Raw genomic sequence first — 21,167 nt, 5'->3', positions numbered from 1 at the left:
TTGTTTAATGGTGTTTTTGTTGATGCAATAAAGAAAACTTCTATTGTTTTTAAACCGTTAATTTCTTTTCGTCCAAAATTTTCACAAAATGAAATCCTTTCGGAGCATAACCCTGATTATAATAAAATCGATGTGCTCCAAAATTCCCTGTAAATGCATCTAAAACGATACTGCTGCAATTTAACTCAATGGCTTTTTTCTCTATATAATCGGTCAGCATTTTTCCAATTCCTTTAGATCGATATTCTGGATTAACAACAAAATTGTCAATCTCAAGATATTTTCCAGTCCAAAGTTTTGTTGCCGACCAACAGCCAGTCAGACCCAGACAAATGTCATCTTCAAATACTGCAATTTGAATATAATTATGCGGGAGCATTTCAGCCAGAAATGTTTCATATTTCTCAATAGATATATTTGGATATAAAAATCGAATCGTATGGATTTGAGCTACCATATCTTCAATGGTTTTAAGCTCTTTTATTTGTAAGGCCATTGTTTATAGAAATAGGATTCAAAAATACTTAAAATATAGACTAGGAGAACAGGTTTTGCTCTTTGAAAATAAATTAAACTTAACAAAAAAAGGAAATCCTTGACAGAAACTATTCTTAAAACACTTATATTAAGATAATTATGTATGATTTTTTAACACAACATGTGAAATATATAAAATAGAGATGAAAATTATGTAACATTTTTTTAACAGTCTTTTTTTAAATTTGTTACAAAGGGATTGGGAAAGCTAGATACAACCCTTCAAAAAAAGAAAGCACTGGGACTGATAAAGCTTGTTTGTTCCCATAAAAGACAAAGCATAAGGGATTGATTCAGCTGTATTGTAACCCTAATAAAAACAGAGCACTGGGACTGATAAAGCTTGTTTGTTCCCACAAAAGACAAAGCACAAGGGATTGATTCTGCTGTATTGTAACCCTTAAAAAAACAGAGCATTGGGATTAATAAAGCTAGTTTGTTCCCATGAAAGACAAAGCACACAGAGTCAATCTGTCTATTTTTATAAAATGGTAGTGATTCTCAACTTAATGATAATTTGAGAATCACCATTTTATAAAAGTATTTTTAAAAAAGAATAAAACTTCCAATAAAAAAGAAAAGCCAGCTAACGCTGGCTTTCTTTTTGTATATTATGGAATCGATTATCCGTTTAAAGCTTCTGCTCCACCAACAATCTCCAAAATCTCACTTGTAATCGCAGCCTGACGAGCTTTGTTATAAGTTAATTTCAATTGGTTTCTTAATGCTGTTGCATTATCTGTTGCTTTGTGCATTGCAGTCATACGCGCTCCATGCTCAGAAGCAAATGAATCACGAATACCTTTGTACAATTGTGTTTTTAAAGACTTTGGAATTAAAGCCAATACAATTTCTTCTTTTCCTGGCTCAAAAATGTAATCTCCAGAAGCTGCCGTTGCATCAGTATTAATTGGTGCTAACGGTAAAAACTGTTCTACTTGAACAATTTGAGTCGCAGCATTTTTAAACTGATTGTATACTAACTCAATTCTGTCGTATTCACCAGTTAAAAACTTTTGAGTTAAATTATCTGCAATTCCAGCAACATTTTCAAAAGTCAAATGATCATAAATTGCATTATGATGACCGTGGATTTTATGCGTTTTAACTAAAGCATCTCCACCTTTTTTACCAATGGCAAAAACGTCAACTTGCTTTCCAGCATAAAACTCTGTACGGTTTTTAATCTCTTTAATAATATTTGAATTGAAAGCACCGCATAAACCTCTATTAGAAGTTATAGCTACCAACAATACTTTTTTTACTTCACGTTGTGTAGTGTAATCTCCTCCTACTTCACCCTCTAGTGTTGCAGAAAGGTCTTGCAATAACTCCGTTAATTTCTCGGCATAAGGACGCATTGCAGTGATTGCATCTTGTGCTTTCTTCAGCTTTGCAGCAGAAACCATTTTCATAGCCGATGTAATCTGCATCGTCGATGAAACGGAAGTAATTCTATTACGGATTTCCTTTAAATTTGCCATCTATTAATTAGAAAATGTGACAATCTGAAAATTAGATAATTAGAATAATGCTTAACACTATCTAATTATCTAATTAACGAATTATCTAATTAGTTATATTTTGCTGAAACTTCTTTTGCTGCTTTTTCGATAACGTCTGTAATTGCGTCATCAAGTTTACCAGCTTTCAAAGCGTTAAGCGTATCTTTATGTTTACTATTTAAGTAAGCGATAAAATCAGCTTCGAATTCTTTTACTTTATTTACAGGAACGTTTCTTAATAAGTTTTTAGATCCAGCGTAAATAATTGCAACTTGGTTTTCAACAGGATAAGGATCATTTAAACCTTGTTTCAAGATCTCAACGTTTCTTTTTCCTTTTTCGATTACGTTTAAAGTAACAGAATCTAAGTCAGAACCAAATTTAGCGAAAGCCTCTAATTCACGGAATTGAGCTTGGTCTAATTTTAATGTTCCAGAAACTTTTTTCATTGATTTAATCTGTGCATTACCTCCAACACGAGATACAGAGATACCTACGTTAATTGCAGGACGAACCCCAGAGTTGAACAAATCTCCATCAAGGAAAATCTGACCATCTGTAATAGAGATTACGTTTGTTGGGATATATGCAGAAACGTCACCAGCTTGAGTTTCGATAATTGGTAAAGCAGTTAATGAACCACCACCTTTTACGATAGATTTAATAGAATCTGGTAAATCGTTCATGTTTTTAGCGATACCATCATCAGCGATTACTTTACAAGCACGCTCTAATAAACGAGAGTGTAAGTAGAAAACGTCTCCAGGGTAAGCCTCACGTCCCGGTGGTCTTCTTAATAAAAGAGAAACCTCACGGTAAGCAACAGCTTGTTTAGATAAATCATCATAAACGATAAGAGCTGGACGACCAGAATCTCTGAAGTACTCTCCAATAGCAGCACCAGCGAATGGAGCATAAACTTGCATTGGAGCTGGGTCAGAAGCATTAGCAGCAACGATAACTGTATAAGCCATTGCTCCTTTTTCTTCTAACATTTTTGCGATTCCTGCTACAGTTGAAGCTTTTTGTCCAATTGCAACATATATACAGAATACAGGTTTTCCTGCATCGTAAAATTCTTTTTGATTTAAGATTGTATCGATACAAACAGTTGATTTACCTGTTTGACGGTCACCGATTACAAGCTCACGCTGTCCACGTCCAACTGGGATCATAGCATCAACTGCTTTTACTCCAGTTTGTAATGGTTCAGTTACTGGCTGACGGAAGATAACTCCAGGTGCTTTTCTTTCTAAAGGCATTTCGTATAAGTCACCACCAATTGGTCCTTTTCCATCAATTGGAAAACCAAGAGTGTTAACAACACGCCCTACCATTTGCTCACCTACTTTAAGAGAAGCAATACGTTGAGTTCTTTTTGCAGTAGATCCTTCTTTAAGTCCAGTTGATGGCCCTAATAATACAACCCCAACATTATCCTCTTCAAGATTCAATACGATACCTTCCATACCGTTATCAAATTCTACTAACTCTCCATATTGTACATTAGATAGCCCGTAAACACGAGCAATACCGTCTCCAACTTGAAGTACTGTTCCTACTTCCTCTAGCGTAGCACCAGATTCAAAACCTTCTACTTGCTTTCTTAATATTGCTGAAATTTCAGCAGGTTTGATTTCCGCCATCTTAATTTATAATTTAGACACTTTTTGTGTTATAAAACTAATTACTTAACTCTCTTTTTAATACTTGTAATCTGTTTGCAACAGAAGCATTGTATTGATTATCTCCTATTCTCAAAATAAATCCACCAATGATTGAAGGATCTACAATATTTTCAATTGTAATTTTTTTATCTGATAATGTTGCAACTTTTGCTAAAACTTTAGCTTCTAAAGCAGCATCCATTGGAATTGCTGTTGTAACTTTTGCTACTTCAACTCCATTGTTTACATCAAATAATTTATTGTATTCTACTGCAATTGCATCTAGAATTTCAAATCTTTTGTTTTCAAATAATAAACGGAACAATCCTTTTGTTACTCCATTTACATTTGCAAAAACTTCTAAAAGAGCACTTTCTTTAACTTCAACAGTTGTTGTTGGGTTTTGAATAAATGTACTCAATTCTGTATTTGTCTCAATTGCATTTGCAATTGATTTCATATCGTTATTTACAGCTTCGGCAACACCTTTAGAGTTTGCTAAGTCCAGAATTGCTTTTGCATAACGAATTGCTGCTCTTGTACCTGCCATAATCTTAGTTTAACTTTACGTCACCTAACATTTTCTCAACCAATTTAGTTTGAGATTCTTTGTTAGATAATTCTTCTTTCAATAATTTCTCAGCAATACTTAATGATAGAGAAGAAACTTGAGATTTCAATTCTGCCATTGCAGCATTTTTTTCGCTTTCGATAGCCGCTTTAGCTTGATCAATCATTTTTTGACCAGCTTCTTGAGCTTCGTTTTTAGAATCAGCAATCATTTTCTCTTTCATTTCGCGAGCTTCTTTCAACATCGCGTCACGTTCAGCACGAGCTTCATTCAAAATTCTTTGATTGTCAGCTTGTAAGTTTTCCATTTCTCTCTTTGCATTTTCAGCAGAAAGCAATGCATTTTTAATACCTTCTTCTCTTGCAGTAATAGATTCCATAATTGGTTTCCAAGCAAATTTTACTAAAAGTAAAATCAATATTACCAAGATTAAAGCTTGCCAGAAGAATAATCCGAATGAAAAATCGTTAATTAACTTATCCATTTTATATAACTATATTAAATATTTAATTTCTTTTTTAAAAGTAACAACATCTTTAACCAACCGTTAAAGATGCTGTTATTTCTCTCTTTATTATTTTCCTAAGATTAAAGCAGCGAATGCTAAACCTTCTAATAAAGCCGCGATAATAATCATCGCAGTTTGAATTTTACCAGCAGCTTCTGGCTGACGAGCAATAGCGTCCATAGCAGATCCACCGATTTTACCTAAACCTAAACCTGCACCGATTACTACTAAACCAGCACCTACTAAAGTTGGAATTGTTCCCATAACTATTTATATATATAAAATTAAACTTCTAAAATTAAATAATCGCAGTTTCGTCTTCGTGGTGGTGAGCGTGATCATGATCTTGAACAGCCATACCAATAAACAATGATGATAACATTGTGAAGATAAACGCTTGTAAAAATGCAACTAAAACTTCAATAACAGAGATAAACAAAGTTAATCCTAATGAGATTGGTAAATCTGCTGCTAAATTTTTTCCAACAAAGATCATTGCAATTAAACTCATGATTACTACGTGACCTGCAGTAATGTTTGCGTACAAACGAATTAATAATGCGAATGGTTTTGTTAATGTTCCTAAAACCTCAATTGGAGCTAAGATAATTTTCATTGGAACTGGTACTCCTGGCATCCAGAAGATGTGTCCCCAATAATCTTTGTTTGCACTAAATTGAGTAATGATAAATGTAAATGCTGCCAAACAAACTGTAATAGCAATGTTTCCTGTTACGTTGATTCCTAGCGGAGTCATTCCTAATAAGTTTAAGATCCAAACAAAGAAAAATACAGTTAATAGGTAACCCATATATTTACGGTATTTTTTCTCTCCAATATTTGGAACTGCAATTTCATCTCTGATGAAAATTACAAGTGGTTCTAAAACTCTACCAAATCCTGTTGGGATTGGTCCTTTTTTGTATGATTTTGCTAAACCAGTAAACATGAAGAACAATAATACTGATACGAAAAGCATTGAAACAACATTTTTAGTAATCGAAAAATCTAATGGTTTTTCGTTTGATGGATGACCGTGCTCATCAAAGTTGATTGTTCCAGCAGCATCCGTTTTGTAAATTTTACCGTGAACTAATTTGTAGTAGCTACCATCAACTTCTGCAACTTCTTCTCCGTGGTGTAATTTTGAAGAAGAGAAAACTTTTAAACCTCCATCAATAAGGATAACTGGTAATGAAAAACCGTAGTGTTTATTTTCTTTTTCGTCTGAAAAGAAAACAAAGTCATGAGAATCTTGTAAGTGGTGATCAATAAAAGCATCCACTTTTGCCTTTGGGTCAAGAGCAACATGCTCTCCTTCTTCGTGAGCATTATGTGAAACTACTTTCTCTTCATGAGCAGTTTCAGTTTGAACATGCGTCGAGTCATTCTCTGGATTTGCAAAACCCATAATCGGTAGAGAAGCTACAAAAGCAGCAAGAATAAAGCTGAGTGGTTTGTTTGAAATCACCATATCGTGGAAAATCTTATTTTTTTACGTTTCTAAAATTTGGTGCAAAGGTACATTTTTTATTAATATTCAAAAGGATATGAAAAATTATTTTTAAACCTTGTTTTAAAGAATTGTTATTTTAAGGCTTTTCATTTAATAATCGGACAGTTAAAAGCGTCTGAAATAACAAAAACAGCACAAATGTTATAAAAAAACTGACTTTTTCAATATTGGTTTCCCCAGTTTGATTTTTTAAAATTGGCTGCAGAACTAAATAGGCTAATAACATTTGTGTAAAAGTCCCGAATAAAAACGTCATTCCAACGATTTCAAAATTCTTCTTTTTTACTACTAATAATATAAGGTATAATAAAGATGAAATTGCGAAAAATGATATGTACAGTAATTCTAAACTGTAATGAAATTTCTCTGTATTAATTTCACTAAAGAAAAAAACGGCTTTATGTAGAATATAGGTTCCTAAAGCAAGACATAACAAATAAAAAATCGGTTTGTAATTTTTTGAAAGCATTTGAAATAATTTTTGTGCAAAGATGCAACTTTTATCTCAAGACGTTTTACATACAAACTACTTTGTTTTATTGATATCATTTACTTGTCGGATTACATTATATAATGCAACTCCAACTCCGACTAGTACAAAAATGGTATTATAATAAACTTTCGGGCTCGGATGTTCTTCGTCAAGCCAAGTCCCGAAATAGGAGAATACAAAAATAATGACTCCCATTTGAAAAGGAATGTTAATAAATGCGAGCCATTTATTTCTTCTATTATTATTCGGTTCCTTTTCCATCTTCTAGCATGATTACAGGGTTCGAATGGGCAAGCATCGTGCAGGTTGCTGTGAAATCGGCTCCTGGTTCTATCGAAAGTTTTCCTACTGCCACTTCTCCGTGTATTTGAGCAGTCGATTTAATATTAAGGGTTTCTAGAACTTTTATCTTTCCGTGAAACTCTCCTTCAATATCAGCATTATTACAAATTATTTCTCCTTTAACAGCTCCTTTGGCCCCAATCACTATTTTGCCTTGCGAAGTAAAGTTTCCAATCAATTCGCCGTCTAATCTAAAATCGGCTTTTGAGACTATATCTCCTACTATTGATGTTCCTTCAACAATTCTATTTGTTCTTCCTAATTGTTCAGTTCCATTTTTCTTTACTTTTTCAAACATGGCGGTTAAGATTTAAGGGGTTTTCGGGGTCAAGTATGCGTCTAAATTCTTTTTGATCTGAACGATTTTATAATTATCATTTGATATTATTATTGCCTGATCTGGGATTTTGTATTTTTTATCATCTCTGAAAACTCCAGCAACGTCATTTGCGTAAGCCTCAGATTTTAAACCATGAATAACTACAAAGCTTTCTGTTTTATTGTATTTATCCAAAGATGTTGTCAATCTTTCGTAATTTTCAACTAATAAAAATACTCGGATTGCTTCTTCAATTCTTTTAACAGCTTTCGTGTCGTTATTAGAAACACGATATAATATTTTCCAGTTTTTAGTGTCAGTTGTTGTAAAACTAAGTTTTTCTAAAACAGGTACTTGTTTCTCAAGAATTTCTCTGGCATTTTTGCCTTCTTCACTATTTGGGTAATTGTCTGCCACATTCTCAAGTCCTTTTTTATAGGCTTCTAAACCGTTTACTTTTCCTAAAGTATTGGCTTTTAACAATTCGTATTTCGATACAATGTCATCTCCCGAATATTGATTAATCAGGTTATCAATATTAGCTAAGACTTCGTCGAATTTCTCTTCTTCAAAAAGTTTATACCATTTTTGGTATTCTTTATCAGGACTAGAATTTGGATCGTCTTCTTTATTGTTTAAAATGTGAGCATATCTCGAATCTGGATATTTTGTAGAAATTTCAGCTTTTATGGCTTCTGCTTTTGCCGGATTTGTAATCTGATAAATTTTGTACAGATTATACATCGATGGCAATACGTATTTTTCTTCAGGATTATTTTTAAGCAACTGCTCTAGTTTGTCGCTAGCCAGATTATATTCTTTAAACTTCTCCTTATATATAAGTCCTAATTGATAGTATGAAAAATTACGCTCTTTACCGATACTGTCCATAGCAGCTTGCGAAGTTGGAAGCTGTCCTACATAATAAGCTACAGTATATTTTTCAGGAACAATAGTGTCTTTTAGTGCATTGGCAACTTCTTTCGTATTAATAGTGTCGTTCATTGCCGCATCGTTTGCAGATTTTACTCCTGCCAATCTCCAATTACCGCCCAATGTTCTGCTTCCCCACATTTTTTTAAACTGTAGTTTTCCATAAGCAACAGTTGTCGGATTGTAAAAATAAAAAGTGCTTGCATTATCATTACCGCCAGGAGGCATGCCAATTCCTTCTGGTTCTGCTAGTTTACCTAGAGAATTGGGATTAACAGCTCCGTTTCCTGAAAAATCTGCTTGGGAATTTCGATCAATATTGGCCAATCGCTCTTTTTCTTTTTCTTCTAAAAGGCGTTTTGCTTCGTCTTTCTTTTTAAGCTCGGCAATATAATTTTCGAAATAATCTTTCTTTTCGTTTGGCGGCAAATTGTATACCTTAATAATACTGTCGTTGCGTTTTGCAATAGCTTCGTATTTAATTACGTCATCAAGATTTTTTCTATTTTTTTCTATAAAAGCGAATTCTCTAGTTTTAGGATCCAGTTTTACCAAAGTACTGTCATAGTATTTGGCTGCCATTGAGTAATCTGTATTTTTAAAATACATATTTCCAATATTTCTATAGGCAGAAGCCATCAAATATGGGTCTTTAGATTTTCTTCCTAAAGATTTATTGTAAAACTTCAAGGCATTTTCCTGATCTTTCTTTTTATCATAATAAACTCCCATTTCATAAAAAAGAACATCATAATAAGGACGATTTTCACGATCAGTCACCAATTTATTAAATGTCTTTAAGAAAATTGTATCATTATCTTTCGCGTAATCAAACAATTGCGCTTTTTTCGCGTAAGCGTGCATCATATATTTACGATCTGCCTTTCTGTTTAAATCAATAACGGCATCATAGAAGTAAATGGCGCTGTCACGTTTTCCTTCAGCCTGATACATTTGGCCAAGAATAAAACGGTATCTTGCACGTTCTTCATTATTTCTTGTAAATTGTTCTGCAACCCTAAGTCTAGAAACAGCACTATCTTTTTGTTCCAAATTAAGAAAAGCTTCTGCCAAAAGTGCATTGGCATCTGCGTAAGTCTGTTTATCTAAATCTGTTTTTTTAAGTAAAAGTTTAATGTTTTTAAGCGCAATTGCATCATTACCTAAGCGCATATTGGTTTTTTCTCGCCAAATTTTTGCGGTATAAATATTATTGCTTTCTGGATATTTGTATAAAATATAATTGAACGCCTCAATTGCTGGAATAAATCGCTGGTCATAATATCTTGCTTTTCCAAGCATAAGATACGCTTCATCAATCTGCCAGTTTCTTTCTCTACCGCCAATATTCATGGAGTGTTTTTGAATGGCTTTTGTAGCTTTAGTTTCTGCTTTTTCAAAATCAGGATTTTTAGCTTTTTCGCCTTCAGAAAAATTTTCATCAAACTGCATTTTCTCAATTGGCAGCTGTTTCCAAAAATTATCTTCGTTATTGGCCTGAATAGACTTTAAACCTTTATCAAGACCAATTCCTCCGTTATAAAGAATATTATATTTTGTCCCAATCGAGTGAGAACTTCGAGCCAAAAAGGTATTTTTTTTGGTAGAACAAGCTATCAAAAAGAATAAAAAAATGGGAATAAAACTATATTTAAGAGTATTCTTTTTCAATAGAAAAGAGTTTAAAACACATAACTACTAAAAACCAATTTTAGTATAATCACTTGTAAAAATACGCTTCTTTTTGAAATATAGAAATTCTTACACAGCAAAAAACAACTCTAGTTCTTGTAAGGTCTCTTTTGAGGTCTGAATATCTTTTACAATTTCTCCTTTATTAAGGGCAACTATTCGATCACAAACCTCTACTGTATGCTGTAAATCGTGGCTTGAAACCAAAACCGTTACATTTGGATTATCGGCTAATTCTCTAATAATTTTTTTTAATCTGCTAACTGTAGTCGGATCCAGATTAGCAAATGGTTCGTCTAAAATTACAACTTCTGGATTTCCAATAAGCGTCGCAATAATTCCCACTTTTTTCTGATTCCCTTTAGATAAATCACGAAGGTATTTTTTGTTCTTTAAAATTTCACCGTTAAAAAATTCTTCATGTTTCGCTAATAATGCATCTATATCTGCTTTGTTCTGGTTTCGTAAATCTCCGATGAAATAAAAATATTCTTCTGGAGTCAAATATCCGATAAGGAAATTTTCATCTAAAAAAGATCCTGTAAAAGATTTCCAGTTTTCACTTGTATTTACCTGAATATTATTACTTTTTATATATCCTGTTGAAGGCTGGATAAGATCTAGAAGCAAACTGAAAAATGTTGTTTTTCCTGCTCCGTTATTCCCCACCAAGCCAAAGCTCTGTCCTTTTGGGATTTCTAAATTGCTAATGTTTAAAACTGTAGTTCCGTTATATTTTTTTGAAAGTTGATTTACTTGTATCATGATGTAATTGTAGATTTTAGATTGTTGATTTTAGATTAAAAAATTGTCTTTTTTATTTGGATTTTCTAATTGCCAAATTCTCTAATTATCAAATTAACTCTTTTGTTTATAAGCACTTATTGTACTGTACTTTTCAATTTTGTATCTTCTTTCTATTAATGAAAATACTTTTTCTTTTAACACAAATCCTAAAACTCCAGCTCCGGCAACCAATGCTAAACCAAGATTTTTATTATTCAAATAAAGTCCAATTGCATAAAGCCCCAAAGGCAGTAAAATTTTTGGAAGCGTCAATAACATTGCATTTACATTAAAAGCTTTTTTATCTCCAAAAGCACCTCCAGCGTTACTTAAATCTATTGGTGTTTTGGTAAATGCACCGCCAAGAAGCACTAAATGAGAATTGACCCCAATGTTATAAATTGCTCCAACTACAATTGTGAGATAAATTTCCCATCCTAAAAACAAATAAAAAGAAGCCAATATCGTAGAGAGAAAAGTTACAATAACAATGAGCCACCATTTTGAAGTAATGTAACCTCGATACGGAATATTTTGTGTCATCATTAATTGATAATATGAACTGTCCCAGCTTGGTACAAACTGTCCAAATACAAACAAAAATCCGCCCGAAACAAAAATGCCAGCAAAAATGTGCATTACGGGAGGCTGATGAGAATTTCCGAAAAAGAGAAATCCGTAAAACAAAAACAAAACACTCATGAAAATCGTTGTTTTAGATCTTTTGTTCCTTTTTATCAGTTTAATGTCGTTTTTAAGAAAAGTTCCTAAAGTCCCAAATTGATTCAGCCAAGCCAGATTTTCTGTTGACGCAACATCTTGTTTTACAGAAAGTCCTGCATCGAGATATAAATTGTTTTTAAAATATTTGAAAGTGAAAGCATATAAACCAATTAAGATCAGAACAGGAATTAAAAATATTCCTTCAATATCATAAAAGCTCTGAAAGAACGGAGTTGTAAATGTCGTAATATCAAATAATTGATAGTATTGCGCTCCCGCCAAAGCCAAAATTAATATCACAAATACAACAAACAATTTGTCTATGTTACTTAAAATAATATTCAAAAAATTGTTGATATAAATAAAAGCCATCGCTCCGACATACCAAAAAAAGATTCCCACAACATCATATCCTTCCAAAATTAATACAACAGAAAAAGGCACAAAAAACAAAGCGTGAACCCAATTGAAAAACGACAAAGCTGTTTTTCCTAATGAAAAATGAACAATTACTGGTTTCTTAAAAGGCAGTACCAATAATGGTTTGATGTTTAAAACTGGTATTGATTGAAGTAACAATCTAATTACCAAATCAAACAGGAAATAATAAATTAAAAATTTGTTTATTGTAGCCAATGGTTCCAAATTCATGTCTTTAAGAACATAAAATGCGCCAACGCCCATTGCGACAAAAACTAATGAAAAATAGATCATCAGAAAACCTATTATAATTTTCATTGCCAGATTTTTACCAAAAGATGCCGACCTAATAAAAGCCTTCCATTCTAGATAAATAAATTTCTTAATCATGGTTTATGGTTTAGTATTTTTGTAGTAAGAGACCAAATGTAGGAAAACGTTACAAAAAAAGTTAAAAAAAATAATTTCGTGCTAAACTTTTAATAGTGGTTTGCTACTTTTGCATAAAAATTCTATCATGCCTTCATTCTTAAAACTTATAATTAAAGAGGTTAAACGCGAAACTGCAGATGCTGTTTCTATTCTTTTTAATGTTCCTGAAGAACTAAAATCAGACTATAAATTTATAGCTGGACAATATATAAATTTAAAACTGACTCTTGACAATCAAGAAATTAGACGTGCTTATTCTATTTGCTCTGCACCAGACAGCGGCGAATTAAGAATTGCTGTAAAAGCAGTAAAAAATGGTCTTTTTTCTCAGTTTGCCAATACAAAACTAAAAGCAGGAGATGTTCTTGAAGTTGGCCAGCCAGAAGGTAAATTTACTTTTGAGCCAGATGCTGAAAGACAAAAAAACTACGCGGCGTTTGCTGCAGGAAGCGGAATTACTCCAGTACTTTCTATCATAAAATCGGTTCTTAAAAATGAGCCAAAAAGTTCATTTGTATTGGTTTACGGAAACAAAACTCCTGAAAGCACAATTTTTCATCAAGAACTTCACGATTTGCAATTGCAATATGTAGGCAGATTTTTTGTGCATTATGTATACAGCCAGGCTAAAGCCGAAAACGCTTTATTTGGAAGAATTGAAAAATCGGCTGTAAATTTTGTTTTAAACAACAAACACAAAGAACTTCAATTTGATAAGTTTTTCCTTTGCGGACCAGAAGAAATGATTAATACTGTTTCTAATGTTTTGAAAGAGAAAAATGTAAAAGAATCTGCTATCAAATTTGAGTTGTTTACCTCTTCTTCTGAAGAACATGCAATTCAAGGTTCTCAAGAAGGACATACGAAAATCACAGTTTTAGTAGATGACGAAGAAACTACTTTCGAAATGTCTAAAAAACAAACTATTCTTGATGCTGCTCTAAAACAAGGTGTTGATGCTCCTTATTCTTGCCAAGGCGGAATTTGCAGCAGCTGTTTAGGTCGTGTTACTGCAGGAAGTGCCGAAATGACAAAAAATTCTATTTTAACAGACAGCGAAATTGCTGAAGGTTTAATTTTAACTTGTCAAGCGCATCCAACATCAGAAACTATTTATGTTGATTACGACGACGTCTAGTCTTATTAAATTCTAATATCAAAAATTCCAAATTCCAACCTTTCAATTGGGATTTGGAATTTTTTTTGTTTAATTGCGTTTCTACTCTTTGCCAAAGCTTAAAAATTTGGCAAAGATGTAACTTGGAATTTGGAATTTAAAAATTTGAAAATTAATTGTTTATGAAATCGGTACGAGAAATTTTTAGAAACAAAGAATATCTTCTGGATGAACCAGAAGTTATGAAGCTGGTTGATTACTGTGAAGAACTTCAGGATGATATTGTTGAACTTAAATTTCAAAAAACCGACAATAAAGAACTTGCTTTGCTTGACATGATTAAAGAAGTTATAAAAGGATGTGATGCCATTGAAAGAGAACAAATGGAGCATGAACGCTACGGTTATGATGCGCCAAATTACCAAGAAACCATTGCAAATCTTAAAAGTTATATCTACCGTCGTTGTCGTGATGAGAAGATTTGGCTATAAATGAAATAAAAGCAAAATTTTATCGAAATATTGCTAATTTTTCATTAAATTAGAGGTAAAATTATGGCAATCTCAATATCATTATTTTGAGATTTACAGAGCGAAATCAAATTTGTCAAACATTTAAACATTAAATATCATGACAGCTCACGTACAACACTTTCATCTCTATCTTTTTATTATGCTCGTTGTAACTGCTTCGCTGTGCGTTCTGGCAGTTATCATAAAAATGAAAAACAGAAAAGGTCCTAAGTTGCTTGAAAGAGAAAAATACAATTCAACTTTGACCGAAAAAATGGTAGAAGTAAAAAAAACAGATTCGAATGTTTTTAACATCTGGCCTTATGTAAGCAGACTTAAATCGGCTAAAATTTTATCTAAAAAAATTAAAGATCAAGACTTAATTTATAAAGTTTACAGAGATTCATCACAAAAATTCGAACATATTCTATTGTCAACCGAAGACAAAAATAACTTTGTCTCCATTATAGTAAATAAAAAAAGAAAAAAAACAATCGGATATTCTTTCCTCGATTCTAATGAAAAGTACACTTTAAACAAAAATATTGCATAACGATTAAAAAAAAACTTCTCATAAAAAGAGAAGTTTTTTTATTTTATGAAAGTCGCTCTACAACTTTGTCAACAACTTGTTGTGGTAAAATTGTCCTCATCGCATCCTCATAACCTTCAACAATTTTATTGCCATAAACTGATGTTGGCAATTTTGGATATATATTTCTATCAGCTGTTAAGGCATTTTCTAAACTTTGATTGAATGGTAAAAATCCAGCGTATGGATGTGTTGCACCCCAAAGTGTAATAACTTTTACGCCCAGCATTGCTGCAATATGGGCATTTCCAGAATCCATAGAAAGCATCACATCAAGATTGCTTATCAATTGTAATTCCTGCTGAAATTTGATTTTTCCAGCCATATTAATTACATTTTCGAAAGGTTCAGAAAGTGAATCTAAAATTTCGATTTCTTTCTTTCCTCCGCCAAAAAGCAAAATTTTATAGGATGAATTTTTAGCTAATTTTGTTATTACTTCTTGCATTAAATCCAAAGGATAAACTTTAGAATCGTATTGTGCAAAAGGCGCGATTCCAATTAATTTTGAATTTTCATTTCCGATAATTTGAAGAATTTCAGAACTTAAAACTGCTTTTTCTGGAAATGTTGGTTTCGATAAATCTAACGGAAAACCAAGTGTTGAAAACACTTTTGCATGTCTTTCGAACATGTTTGGCAATTGTTTGAAAATCTTGTTTTCTTCACGCGTTAATTCTTTTTTTCCTTCACGGCCTTTATCAACTGTTACTCTTTTATTTCCGCTTAAAGCGAAAAGCAAACTCACCACTTTTGATCGTAAAACATTATGAAGATCCGCAAAGGCATCAATTTTCAATTGTTTTACATCTCTAAATAATCTCAAAAGTCCTGGAAATCCTTTATGTCTTGCTTTTTCATCAAAAGCAAAAAATTCAAGATTCGGAATTCCATCAAAAAAAGGTTTGAAAAACGGACGAGAAATAACGGTCAATTTTACCGTCGGATATTGTTTTACAAAAGCACGTAAAACAGGAACCGTCATGGCGACATCTCCCATTGCGGATAGTCTCATGACGGCTATATGTTTGATTTTGTTGTTGGACAACGCTGCCAAATTATTTTTTATTTTGATATAAAACTGGGTTCAATTCATCGTCGTTGTACATTTTCATTTGTTTGTACACTTTCATGAATTTATCACCGTTTTCGATATCTGTCAATAATTCTTCAATTGCTGTAGATAAATCTGTTCTTTGTTCTAAAAGTACATTTAATTTTTCTTGGCATTTATCTCTATGTTCCTGAGAGGCTTCTGCACGATTTGCTTCTTCATGCATATGATAAATTTTTAAAGCCAAAATCGACAATCTGTCAAAAGCCCAAGCAGGACTTTCAGAATTGATTTTTGCCCCGTCTTTTACTTTTACATTGCTGTATTTTTGTAAAAAATAGCTATCAATATATTCCACCATATCAGTACGTTCCTGATTTGATGCATCAATTCTTCTTTTTAAAGTTAAAGCCGCTACAGGATCAATATTCGGGTCACGAATAATATCTTCAAAATGCCATTGAACGGTGTCAATCCAATTTTTTAGATATAACAAATGCTCGAACTTATCTTTTGGATAAGGGTTATTGATCGGCTGATCTACATTATCAAACTGGTGATAATCTTTGATGCTTTGCTCGAAAACAGAATATGCTAATTTTGAAAACATGTCTTTATTTTTTTATAGATACAAAGATACTTTTTATACTTTTATGCTGCGAAGAAAAGGAATTATTTTTCGTTTCATCATTATATCTCTAAATAAATTACAATTTCATCATGAAAATTCATTATATCTCTGAAAATAACAGCGTTTTAAATCATTTCTTAGGACAAATTAGAAATGTAAATGTTCAAAATGACAGCATGCGTTTTCGTAGAAATATTGAACGCATTGGCGAAATTATGGCTTATGAACTGAGCAAAATTTTACCTTATAAAAATGTAGAAATCCAAACTCCTATTGGAATTAAGAACACTACAGAAATTGATACGGATTTAGTTTTATGTCCTATTTTAAGAGCTGGACTTCCTCTCCATAATGGCTTTTTAAATTATTTTGATCATGCCGAAAACAGCTTTGTTTCTGCTTGCAGATTTCACCCAAATAATGATGATGAGTTTGAAATTCGAGTTGAATATCAAGCAATTTCAGATTTAAATAATAAAACCGTTTTGCTTCTTGACCCTATGTTGGCAACTGGTCAATCCATTGTTGCAGTTCACAGAAAATTAGTCGAAAATGCTACTCCCTCAGAAATACATATTGTTGTTGTTATTGCTGCTCCAGAAGGAATAAAGCATTTAGAGGAAAACCTTCCTGAAAACTGTCATTTATGGGTAGCTTCTTTAGATGATAAGCTAAACGCGAAAAACTATATTGTTCCAGGTCTTGGCGACGCTGGTGATCTTGCTTACGGAAGTAAATTATAACTGAGAGAAAAACGTAAATAAACTACACACAATCAAGGTATAATAAACAATTTCGTTATTCAATTTCTGCTGCATATATTCTACATGGCTCGTTGCCATAATACTTAATGGCGCAATACTAAACAATAATAAATCGTTGCTTTTATTTGGCGAAATGACGTAAACAAAAGCCGCTATAAAAAAGCAGGCTACTATTTTCTTATATGAAGAATGGACAATTTGCGGTCTGTTTGACAATGTCATTAGCATCGAAGTAACAAAAAATAAAGCGACAGCAGTGTATATTGAAAGTGCTGCATTTTCATAATTATTCTTAAAATAATCAATTCTAAAATCGATTACAGCTCTTTCCTTAATGAAAGCTACGGCATCAAAATTTAAAATTAAAGATGTCATGTAGAATAAAATTGTTACTGCCAAAAGCGCAATAAATGGCAAAACCCAGTTTCTATAATCTCTTGAAACATGAAAAATAATAGAAATATAAACCAATATTAAGAAGAGAATACTCCAAAATTGAAATAAAGAAGCTATAAAAATCCAAAATGCTGCGTCAAATATCTTCTCTTTTGATGCTTTTAGGGATTGTAGCGAGATTAATCTTCGAAGCGCCAATAAAATAAAGAAATTGGCATAGATAACATTTGAGTTATTAAATATGGTTGGGAAAAACAAAATAAACAACAAGTAAAAAAGTATCGCGTAACCATTGTCTTTACTGAGCCCGTTCTTTTTTACAATGAAATTAATCATAAAAAAAGAAGCCAAAATAAAGCATAACAAACTCACTTTTTGAAAAGCCAAAAAATAAGAAGTAACCCAAGATGGGTCTTTAATTTGGAACATAAAAAAGAAAACCAGTATTAAAATTACAACCAATGAATAATTTAATGGCGTAGATTTTTTAAAAACACTTGTTATCATAAGGATATTTTATACTTTTGTGATTGTAAAGATACTACTTGTTTAAAAGGAAAAACCTAACGAGTTGAAAAAAGATTTGGTTTACCGAATTTTATCTTCAAGGCATTACACAACAAATAAATAACATATAATTTTTAAAATTATGACAGCTTTTTTCGAAGGAATTCAATACCTATTCGTTAACATTTTGTTTGCTCCTCTTGACTTTTTACGTCGTTTGGAATTAATTACATGGTTTGGTGCAAACACTATTAACTGGATTTTCATGATCATCTGTGCGTGCGCAATTGGTTATTGGATTAAACAATTACGTATTTTTGATGATGCCGGAACAGAAAACCAAGATACAACAGCTCACTCATTTTTAAAATAAAAAACCAAACCCTTTAATTAAAAAGGGCTGGTGAATTTATTTTTTAAATTAGATCGAAGCCAATATCTTTTCTAAAATACATCTTATCAAAACTTAGTTTATCTATGTTTTGGTAAGATTTTTTTATGGCCTGTTGGAAATCGTCTCCATAAGATGTTATAGCAATTACACGTCCTCCATTAGTAACGACATTTCCGTTATCTAATTTTGTACCTGCATGAAAAACTATAGAATCTGTGATATTTTCTAAACCAGAAATTACTTTTCCTTTTTCGAAATCTTCAGGATATCCGCCAGAAACAACCATTACAGTTGTTACACTTCTTGGATCTACCTCTAGATTGAAATCTCCTAATTTCTGATCTGCAACAGACAAAAACAATTCAACTAAATCTGATTTCAATCTCGGAACGACAACTTCAGTTTCAGGATCACCCATTCTTACATTGTATTCAATAACAATTGGTTCTCCTTTTACATTGATCAGACCTATAAATACAAAACCTTTGTATTCGATTCCGTCTTTTTGGAAACCTTCGATTGTTGGTTTTACGATACGAGTTTCGATTTTTTCCATCAAAACTGCATCAACATAAGGAACTGGAGAAACTGCTCCCATTCCGCCTGTATTTAAACCTGTATCTCCTTCACCAATTCTTTTGTAATCTTTCGCTGTTGGAAGAATTTTATAGCTTTTTCCGTCAGTTAAAACAAAACAGCTCAATTCGATTCCATCCAAGAACTCTTCAATTACTACTTTTGAACTCGCTGTTCCAAATTTAGCGTGAACTAGCATGTTACGTAATTCTGTTTTTGCTTCTTCAAGATCCTGAATAATCAAAACACCTTTTCCAGCTGCTAATCCGTCTGCTTTTAAAACATAAGGAGGTTGTAATGTTTCTAAAAATTTACATCCTTCTTCAACCGTCTCAGCAGTAAAACTATCATATGCTGCAGTAGGGATATTATGTTTCATCAAGAATTCTTTGGCAAATTCTTTACTTCCTTCCAATTGTGCACCCAATTTTGATGGACCAATAACTGGAATATTTTTTAAACTTTCATCGTTTTTAAAATAATCATAAATACCTTTTACCAACGGATCTTCAGGTCCTACGACTACTAGACTTATATTTTCTTTAAGTACTAATGCTTTTACTGCTTCAAAATCTGTCGCAGATATGGCAACGTTTTCAGCGATTGCAGCAGTTCCTGCATTTCCAGGTACTACAAAAAGTTTTTCGCAAAGCGGACTCTGTGTCATTTTCCATGCAAATGCATGTTCTCTTCCGCCTGATCCCAATAGTAAAATTGTCATGTGTTGTTGTATTATTAGTTGTGGTGCAAAAATAATTGCTTTTGGACGTAAAAAATAATTAAATCTTAAAAACTTCGTGATTCTTCATTGTTAGTAATTGGTAAATATTATTTTTGACGAAAATTATCCCGAAAAATGATTCGCCTTTTTGATCTTTCCCTCAAGCTAAATGGTTTTCCAATAAAGAAAGCTAAAGCCGAATTGGATAAAATTGTTCATTTCTCTAAAGAAGAGTATGCTTCATTTATTGAAAAGAAAAAGAAAGAAATTGTTGATTTTCATTTAAATAACAATTCTTTTTATCGTGATTTGGTTGGAAACAAAAAGATTGAAAACTGGAATGATCTTCCGATTTTGAACAAACAGAATCTCCAAAAACCTCTTGAAAAAAGACTTTCAAAAGGATATTCAAAAAAAAACATTTACCTCAACAAAACATCCGGATCAAGCGGAACTCCTTTTGTTTTTGCTAAAGACAAATATTCTCATGCCTTGACTTGGGCTTCTAATATTATGCGATTTGGCTGGTTTGGTATTGATTTTAATCATTCGTATCAAGCACGCTTTTACGGAATTCCGATGGACTTTATTGGGTATAAAAAAGAACGTTTCAAGGATTTTTTGAGTCGCCGTTTTCGATTCCCGGTTTTTGATTTATCTGATGAAGTTCTAGAAAAATTTCTGCAGAAATTCAAAACCAAAAAATTTGATTACATCAACGGCTATACGAGTTCGATTGTTCTGTTTGCTAAATATTTAAAACAGAAAAACATCATTTTAAAAGAAATCTGTCCAACTTTAAAAGCTTGTTTTGTTACATCAGAAATGCTTTTTGAAACGGATAAAAGACTTTTGGAAAAACAATTCGGAATTCCCATAATCAGTGAATATGGCGCTTCTGAGTTAGATTTAATTGCTTTTGAAAATCCTCAAGGTGAATGGCAGGTAAACACAGAAACACTTTTTGTCGAGATTTTAGATGAAAATAATAATCCTGTTCCACATGGAACGGAAGGAAAAATTGTGATTACCTCTTTATTCAATAAAGCAAATCCATTTATAAGATATGAAATTGGCGACATTGGAATTTTAGACGAAAAAAGCACTCCTCAGAAACCAATTCTAAAAAAACTGATTGGAAGAACCAACGATGTTGCAATTCTTCCAAGCGGTAAAAAATCTCCAGGTTTGACGTTTTATTATGTAACCAAAAGCATTATTGAAGACGATGGAAACGTAAAAGAATTTATCATCAAACAAACCAAATTAGATACTTTTGAAATTGAATATGTCGCTGAAAAAGAATTAATTTCAGAACAAATTGAGAAAATAATACAAGCCATAGATTTGTATTTAGAACCCCATTTAAACTTCATTTTTACAAAAAAAACTGTTTTAGAAAGAACCAATCGCGGGAAACTAAAACAATTTAAATCTTACTTATAAACATAAATAAAAT

22 protein-coding genes are annotated in these 21,167 nt (G+C 32.3%); 6 read left to right on the top strand and 16 right to left on the bottom strand.

Translation table 11 applies throughout. The features are described 5' to 3' along the window. Positions 1 to 49: 49 nt before the first annotated feature. From ACNRYB_RS04885 to ACNRYB_RS04830, 12 genes are all read right to left on the bottom strand, one after another. Positions 50 to 496 (bottom strand): GNAT family N-acetyltransferase, encoded by a 447-nt coding sequence (locus ACNRYB_RS04885; protein ID WP_129745826.1) that lies wholly within the window; start codon positions 494 to 496, stop codon positions 50 to 52. A 664-nt stretch (positions 497 to 1,160) separates the two neighbouring features. Continuing rightward, the gene (gene atpG, locus ACNRYB_RS04880) at positions 1,161 to 2,021 is read right to left on the bottom strand and encodes an ATP synthase F1 subunit gamma (protein WP_343705113.1); all 861 of its coding nucleotides are present in this window, start codon (positions 2,019 to 2,021) and stop codon (positions 1,161 to 1,163) included. Positions 2,022 to 2,110: 89 nt separating this feature from the next. After that, entirely contained in the window at positions 2,111 to 3,688 is a 1,578-nt protein-coding gene (atpA, locus tag ACNRYB_RS04875) for a F0F1 ATP synthase subunit alpha (protein WP_129745824.1), read from the bottom strand. A 37-nt stretch (positions 3,689 to 3,725) separates the two neighbouring features. Further along, positions 3,726 to 4,259, bottom strand: coding sequence for an ATP synthase F1 subunit delta (atpH, locus tag ACNRYB_RS04870; protein WP_343705112.1), 534 nt, complete (start codon positions 4,257 to 4,259; stop codon positions 3,726 to 3,728). Between the two features lie 4 nt (positions 4,260 to 4,263). Continuing rightward, complete coding sequence (locus ACNRYB_RS04865; protein WP_008465836.1) at positions 4,264 to 4,764, bottom strand: F0F1 ATP synthase subunit B; 501 nt, start codon at positions 4,762 to 4,764, stop codon at positions 4,264 to 4,266. A 90-nt stretch (positions 4,765 to 4,854) separates the two neighbouring features. Further along, positions 4,855 to 5,052, bottom strand: coding sequence for an ATP synthase F0 subunit C (gene atpE / locus ACNRYB_RS04860; RefSeq protein WP_008465835.1), 198 nt, complete (start codon positions 5,050 to 5,052; stop codon positions 4,855 to 4,857). A gap of 34 nt (positions 5,053 to 5,086) precedes the next feature. Continuing rightward, positions 5,087 to 6,262: a F0F1 ATP synthase subunit A gene (gene atpB, locus ACNRYB_RS04855; RefSeq protein ID WP_473729397.1), complete on the bottom strand. Its 1,176-nt coding sequence runs from the start codon at positions 6,260 to 6,262 to the stop codon at positions 5,087 to 5,089. Positions 6,263 to 6,830: 568 nt separating this feature from the next. Continuing rightward, positions 6,831 to 7,058 (bottom strand): AtpZ/AtpI family protein, encoded by a 228-nt coding sequence (locus ACNRYB_RS04850; RefSeq protein WP_008465831.1) that lies wholly within the window; start codon positions 7,056 to 7,058, stop codon positions 6,831 to 6,833. Beyond that, on the bottom strand, positions 7,039 to 7,437 hold the full coding sequence (locus ACNRYB_RS04845) for a bactofilin family protein (protein WP_111368379.1): 399 nt from the start codon (positions 7,435 to 7,437) through the stop codon (positions 7,039 to 7,041). The genes ACNRYB_RS04850 and ACNRYB_RS04845 overlap by 20 nt, the downstream gene beginning before the upstream one ends. Positions 7,438 to 7,449: 12 nt before the next feature. Next, entirely contained in the window at positions 7,450 to 10,011 is a 2,562-nt protein-coding gene (gene porW, locus ACNRYB_RS04840; RefSeq protein ID WP_473730235.1) for a type IX secretion system periplasmic lipoprotein PorW/SprE, read from the bottom strand. 141 nt (positions 10,012 to 10,152) lie between these two features. Further along, positions 10,153 to 10,848 (bottom strand): ABC transporter ATP-binding protein, encoded by a 696-nt coding sequence (locus ACNRYB_RS04835; protein ID WP_129745820.1) that lies wholly within the window; start codon positions 10,846 to 10,848, stop codon positions 10,153 to 10,155. 93 nt (positions 10,849 to 10,941) lie between these two features. Continuing rightward, complete coding sequence (locus ACNRYB_RS04830) at positions 10,942 to 12,402, bottom strand: DUF5687 family protein (protein WP_473729396.1); 1,461 nt, start codon at positions 12,400 to 12,402, stop codon at positions 10,942 to 10,944. A gap of 127 nt (positions 12,403 to 12,529) precedes the next feature. On the opposite strand from ACNRYB_RS04830, the gene ACNRYB_RS04825 reads away from it, so the two are divergent. From ACNRYB_RS04825 to ACNRYB_RS04815, 3 genes are all read left to right on the top strand, one after another. Continuing rightward, positions 12,530 to 13,582 carry a 2Fe-2S iron-sulfur cluster-binding protein gene (locus tag ACNRYB_RS04825; RefSeq protein ID WP_473729395.1) on the top strand — a complete coding sequence of 351 codons (1,053 nt, stop codon included), beginning with the start codon at positions 12,530 to 12,532 and terminating at the stop codon, positions 13,580 to 13,582. Positions 13,583 to 13,743: 161 nt separating this feature from the next. Further along, positions 13,744 to 14,052, top strand: a complete 309-nt coding sequence (locus ACNRYB_RS04820; RefSeq protein ID WP_111378759.1) for a hypothetical protein — start codon at positions 13,744 to 13,746, stop codon at positions 14,050 to 14,052. A gap of 139 nt (positions 14,053 to 14,191) precedes the next feature. Beyond that, on the top strand, positions 14,192 to 14,626 hold the full coding sequence (locus ACNRYB_RS04815) for a hypothetical protein (RefSeq protein WP_473729394.1): 435 nt from the start codon (positions 14,192 to 14,194) through the stop codon (positions 14,624 to 14,626). A gap of 43 nt (positions 14,627 to 14,669) precedes the next feature. Here the strand turns inward: ACNRYB_RS04815 and ACNRYB_RS04810 are convergent, their stop codons facing one another. Both ACNRYB_RS04810 and ACNRYB_RS04805 read right to left on the bottom strand, forming a co-directional pair. Next, entirely contained in the window at positions 14,670 to 15,680 is a 1,011-nt protein-coding gene (locus tag ACNRYB_RS04810) for a glycosyltransferase family 9 protein (RefSeq protein WP_473729393.1), read from the bottom strand. 43 nt (positions 15,681 to 15,723) lie between these two features. Continuing rightward, positions 15,724 to 16,329 carry a DUF4254 domain-containing protein gene (locus tag ACNRYB_RS04805; RefSeq protein WP_066033168.1) on the bottom strand — a complete coding sequence of 202 codons (606 nt, stop codon included), beginning with the start codon at positions 16,327 to 16,329 and terminating at the stop codon, positions 15,724 to 15,726. 110 nt (positions 16,330 to 16,439) lie between these two features. Here ACNRYB_RS04805 and upp point away from each other — a divergent pair, with 110 nt between their 5' ends. Continuing rightward, positions 16,440 to 17,093: a uracil phosphoribosyltransferase gene (gene upp, locus ACNRYB_RS04800; RefSeq protein ID WP_473729392.1), complete on the top strand. Its 654-nt coding sequence runs from the start codon at positions 16,440 to 16,442 to the stop codon at positions 17,091 to 17,093. On the opposite strand, the gene ACNRYB_RS04795 is transcribed toward upp, so the two are convergent. Beyond that, positions 17,088 to 18,017, bottom strand: a complete 930-nt coding sequence (locus ACNRYB_RS04795) for a DUF6427 family protein (protein ID WP_473729391.1) — start codon at positions 18,015 to 18,017, stop codon at positions 17,088 to 17,090. The two genes, upp and ACNRYB_RS04795, sit on opposite strands and share 6 nt — an antisense overlap. Before the next feature lie 142 nt (positions 18,018 to 18,159). Between ACNRYB_RS04795 and ACNRYB_RS04790 the strand changes: the two genes are divergently transcribed. Next, positions 18,160 to 18,390, top strand: coding sequence for a DUF6341 family protein (locus ACNRYB_RS04790; RefSeq protein ID WP_008465813.1), 231 nt, complete (start codon positions 18,160 to 18,162; stop codon positions 18,388 to 18,390). Between the two features lie 43 nt (positions 18,391 to 18,433). Here the strand turns inward: ACNRYB_RS04790 and purD are convergent, their stop codons facing one another. Continuing rightward, positions 18,434 to 19,708 (bottom strand): phosphoribosylamine--glycine ligase, encoded by a 1,275-nt coding sequence (purD, locus tag ACNRYB_RS04785; protein WP_473729390.1) that lies wholly within the window; start codon positions 19,706 to 19,708, stop codon positions 18,434 to 18,436. Positions 19,709 to 19,843: 135 nt separating this feature from the next. Here purD and ACNRYB_RS04780 point away from each other — a divergent pair, with 135 nt between their 5' ends. Continuing rightward, the gene (locus ACNRYB_RS04780) at positions 19,844 to 21,154 is read left to right on the top strand and encodes a phenylacetate--CoA ligase family protein (protein ID WP_473729389.1); all 1,311 of its coding nucleotides are present in this window, start codon (positions 19,844 to 19,846) and stop codon (positions 21,152 to 21,154) included. Positions 21,155 to 21,167 lie beyond the last annotated feature (13 nt).

The sequence above is a fragment of the Flavobacterium sp. CR10 genome (assembly GCF_055814415.1).
Note: the sequence above shows the minus strand (reverse complement) of the source record. Positions and strands in the feature narration are given on the sequence as shown.

Coding starts and splice junctions, on each gene's coding strand:
- ACNRYB_RS04885 (WP_129745826.1), bottom strand. CDS start 496: ATGGCCTTACAAATAAAAGAGCTTAAAACCATTGAAGATATGGTAGCT.
- atpG (WP_343705113.1), bottom strand. CDS start 2,021: ATGGCAAATTTAAAGGAAATCCGTAATAGAATTACTTCCGTTTCATCG.
- atpA (WP_129745824.1), bottom strand. CDS start 3,688: ATGGCGGAAATCAAACCTGCTGAAATTTCAGCAATATTAAGAAAGCAA.
- atpH (WP_343705112.1), bottom strand. CDS start 4,259: ATGGCAGGTACAAGAGCAGCAATTCGTTATGCAAAAGCAATTCTGGAC.
- ACNRYB_RS04865 (WP_008465836.1), bottom strand. CDS start 4,764: ATGGATAAGTTAATTAACGATTTTTCATTCGGATTATTCTTCTGGCAA.
- atpE (WP_008465835.1), bottom strand. CDS start 5,052: ATGGGAACAATTCCAACTTTAGTAGGTGCTGGTTTAGTAGTAATCGGT.
- atpB (WP_473729397.1), bottom strand. CDS start 6,262: ATGGTGATTTCAAACAAACCACTCAGCTTTATTCTTGCTGCTTTTGTA.
- ACNRYB_RS04850 (WP_008465831.1), bottom strand. CDS start 7,058: ATGGAAAAGGAACCGAATAATAATAGAAGAAATAAATGGCTCGCATTT.
- ACNRYB_RS04845 (WP_111368379.1), bottom strand. CDS start 7,437: ATGTTTGAAAAAGTAAAGAAAAATGGAACTGAACAATTAGGAAGAACA.
- ACNRYB_RS04835 (WP_129745820.1), bottom strand. CDS start 10,848: ATGATACAAGTAAATCAACTTTCAAAAAAATATAACGGAACTACAGTT.
- ACNRYB_RS04830 (WP_473729396.1), bottom strand. CDS start 12,402: ATGATTAAGAAATTTATTTATCTAGAATGGAAGGCTTTTATTAGGTCG.
- ACNRYB_RS04825 (WP_473729395.1), top strand. CDS start 12,530: ATGCCTTCATTCTTAAAACTTATAATTAAAGAGGTTAAACGCGAAACT.
- ACNRYB_RS04820 (WP_111378759.1), top strand. CDS start 13,744: ATGAAATCGGTACGAGAAATTTTTAGAAACAAAGAATATCTTCTGGAT.
- ACNRYB_RS04815 (WP_473729394.1), top strand. CDS start 14,192: ATGACAGCTCACGTACAACACTTTCATCTCTATCTTTTTATTATGCTC.
- ACNRYB_RS04810 (WP_473729393.1), bottom strand. CDS start 15,680: ATGAGACTATCCGCAATGGGAGATGTCGCCATGACGGTTCCTGTTTTA.
- ACNRYB_RS04805 (WP_066033168.1), bottom strand. CDS start 16,329: ATGTTTTCAAAATTAGCATATTCTGTTTTCGAGCAAAGCATCAAAGAT.
- upp (WP_473729392.1), top strand. CDS start 16,440: ATGAAAATTCATTATATCTCTGAAAATAACAGCGTTTTAAATCATTTC.
- ACNRYB_RS04795 (WP_473729391.1), bottom strand. CDS start 18,017: ATGATAACAAGTGTTTTTAAAAAATCTACGCCATTAAATTATTCATTG.
- ACNRYB_RS04790 (WP_008465813.1), top strand. CDS start 18,160: ATGACAGCTTTTTTCGAAGGAATTCAATACCTATTCGTTAACATTTTG.
- purD (WP_473729390.1), bottom strand. CDS start 19,708: ATGACAATTTTACTATTGGGATCAGGCGGAAGAGAACATGCATTTGCA.
- ACNRYB_RS04780 (WP_473729389.1), top strand. CDS start 19,844: ATGATTCGCCTTTTTGATCTTTCCCTCAAGCTAAATGGTTTTCCAATA.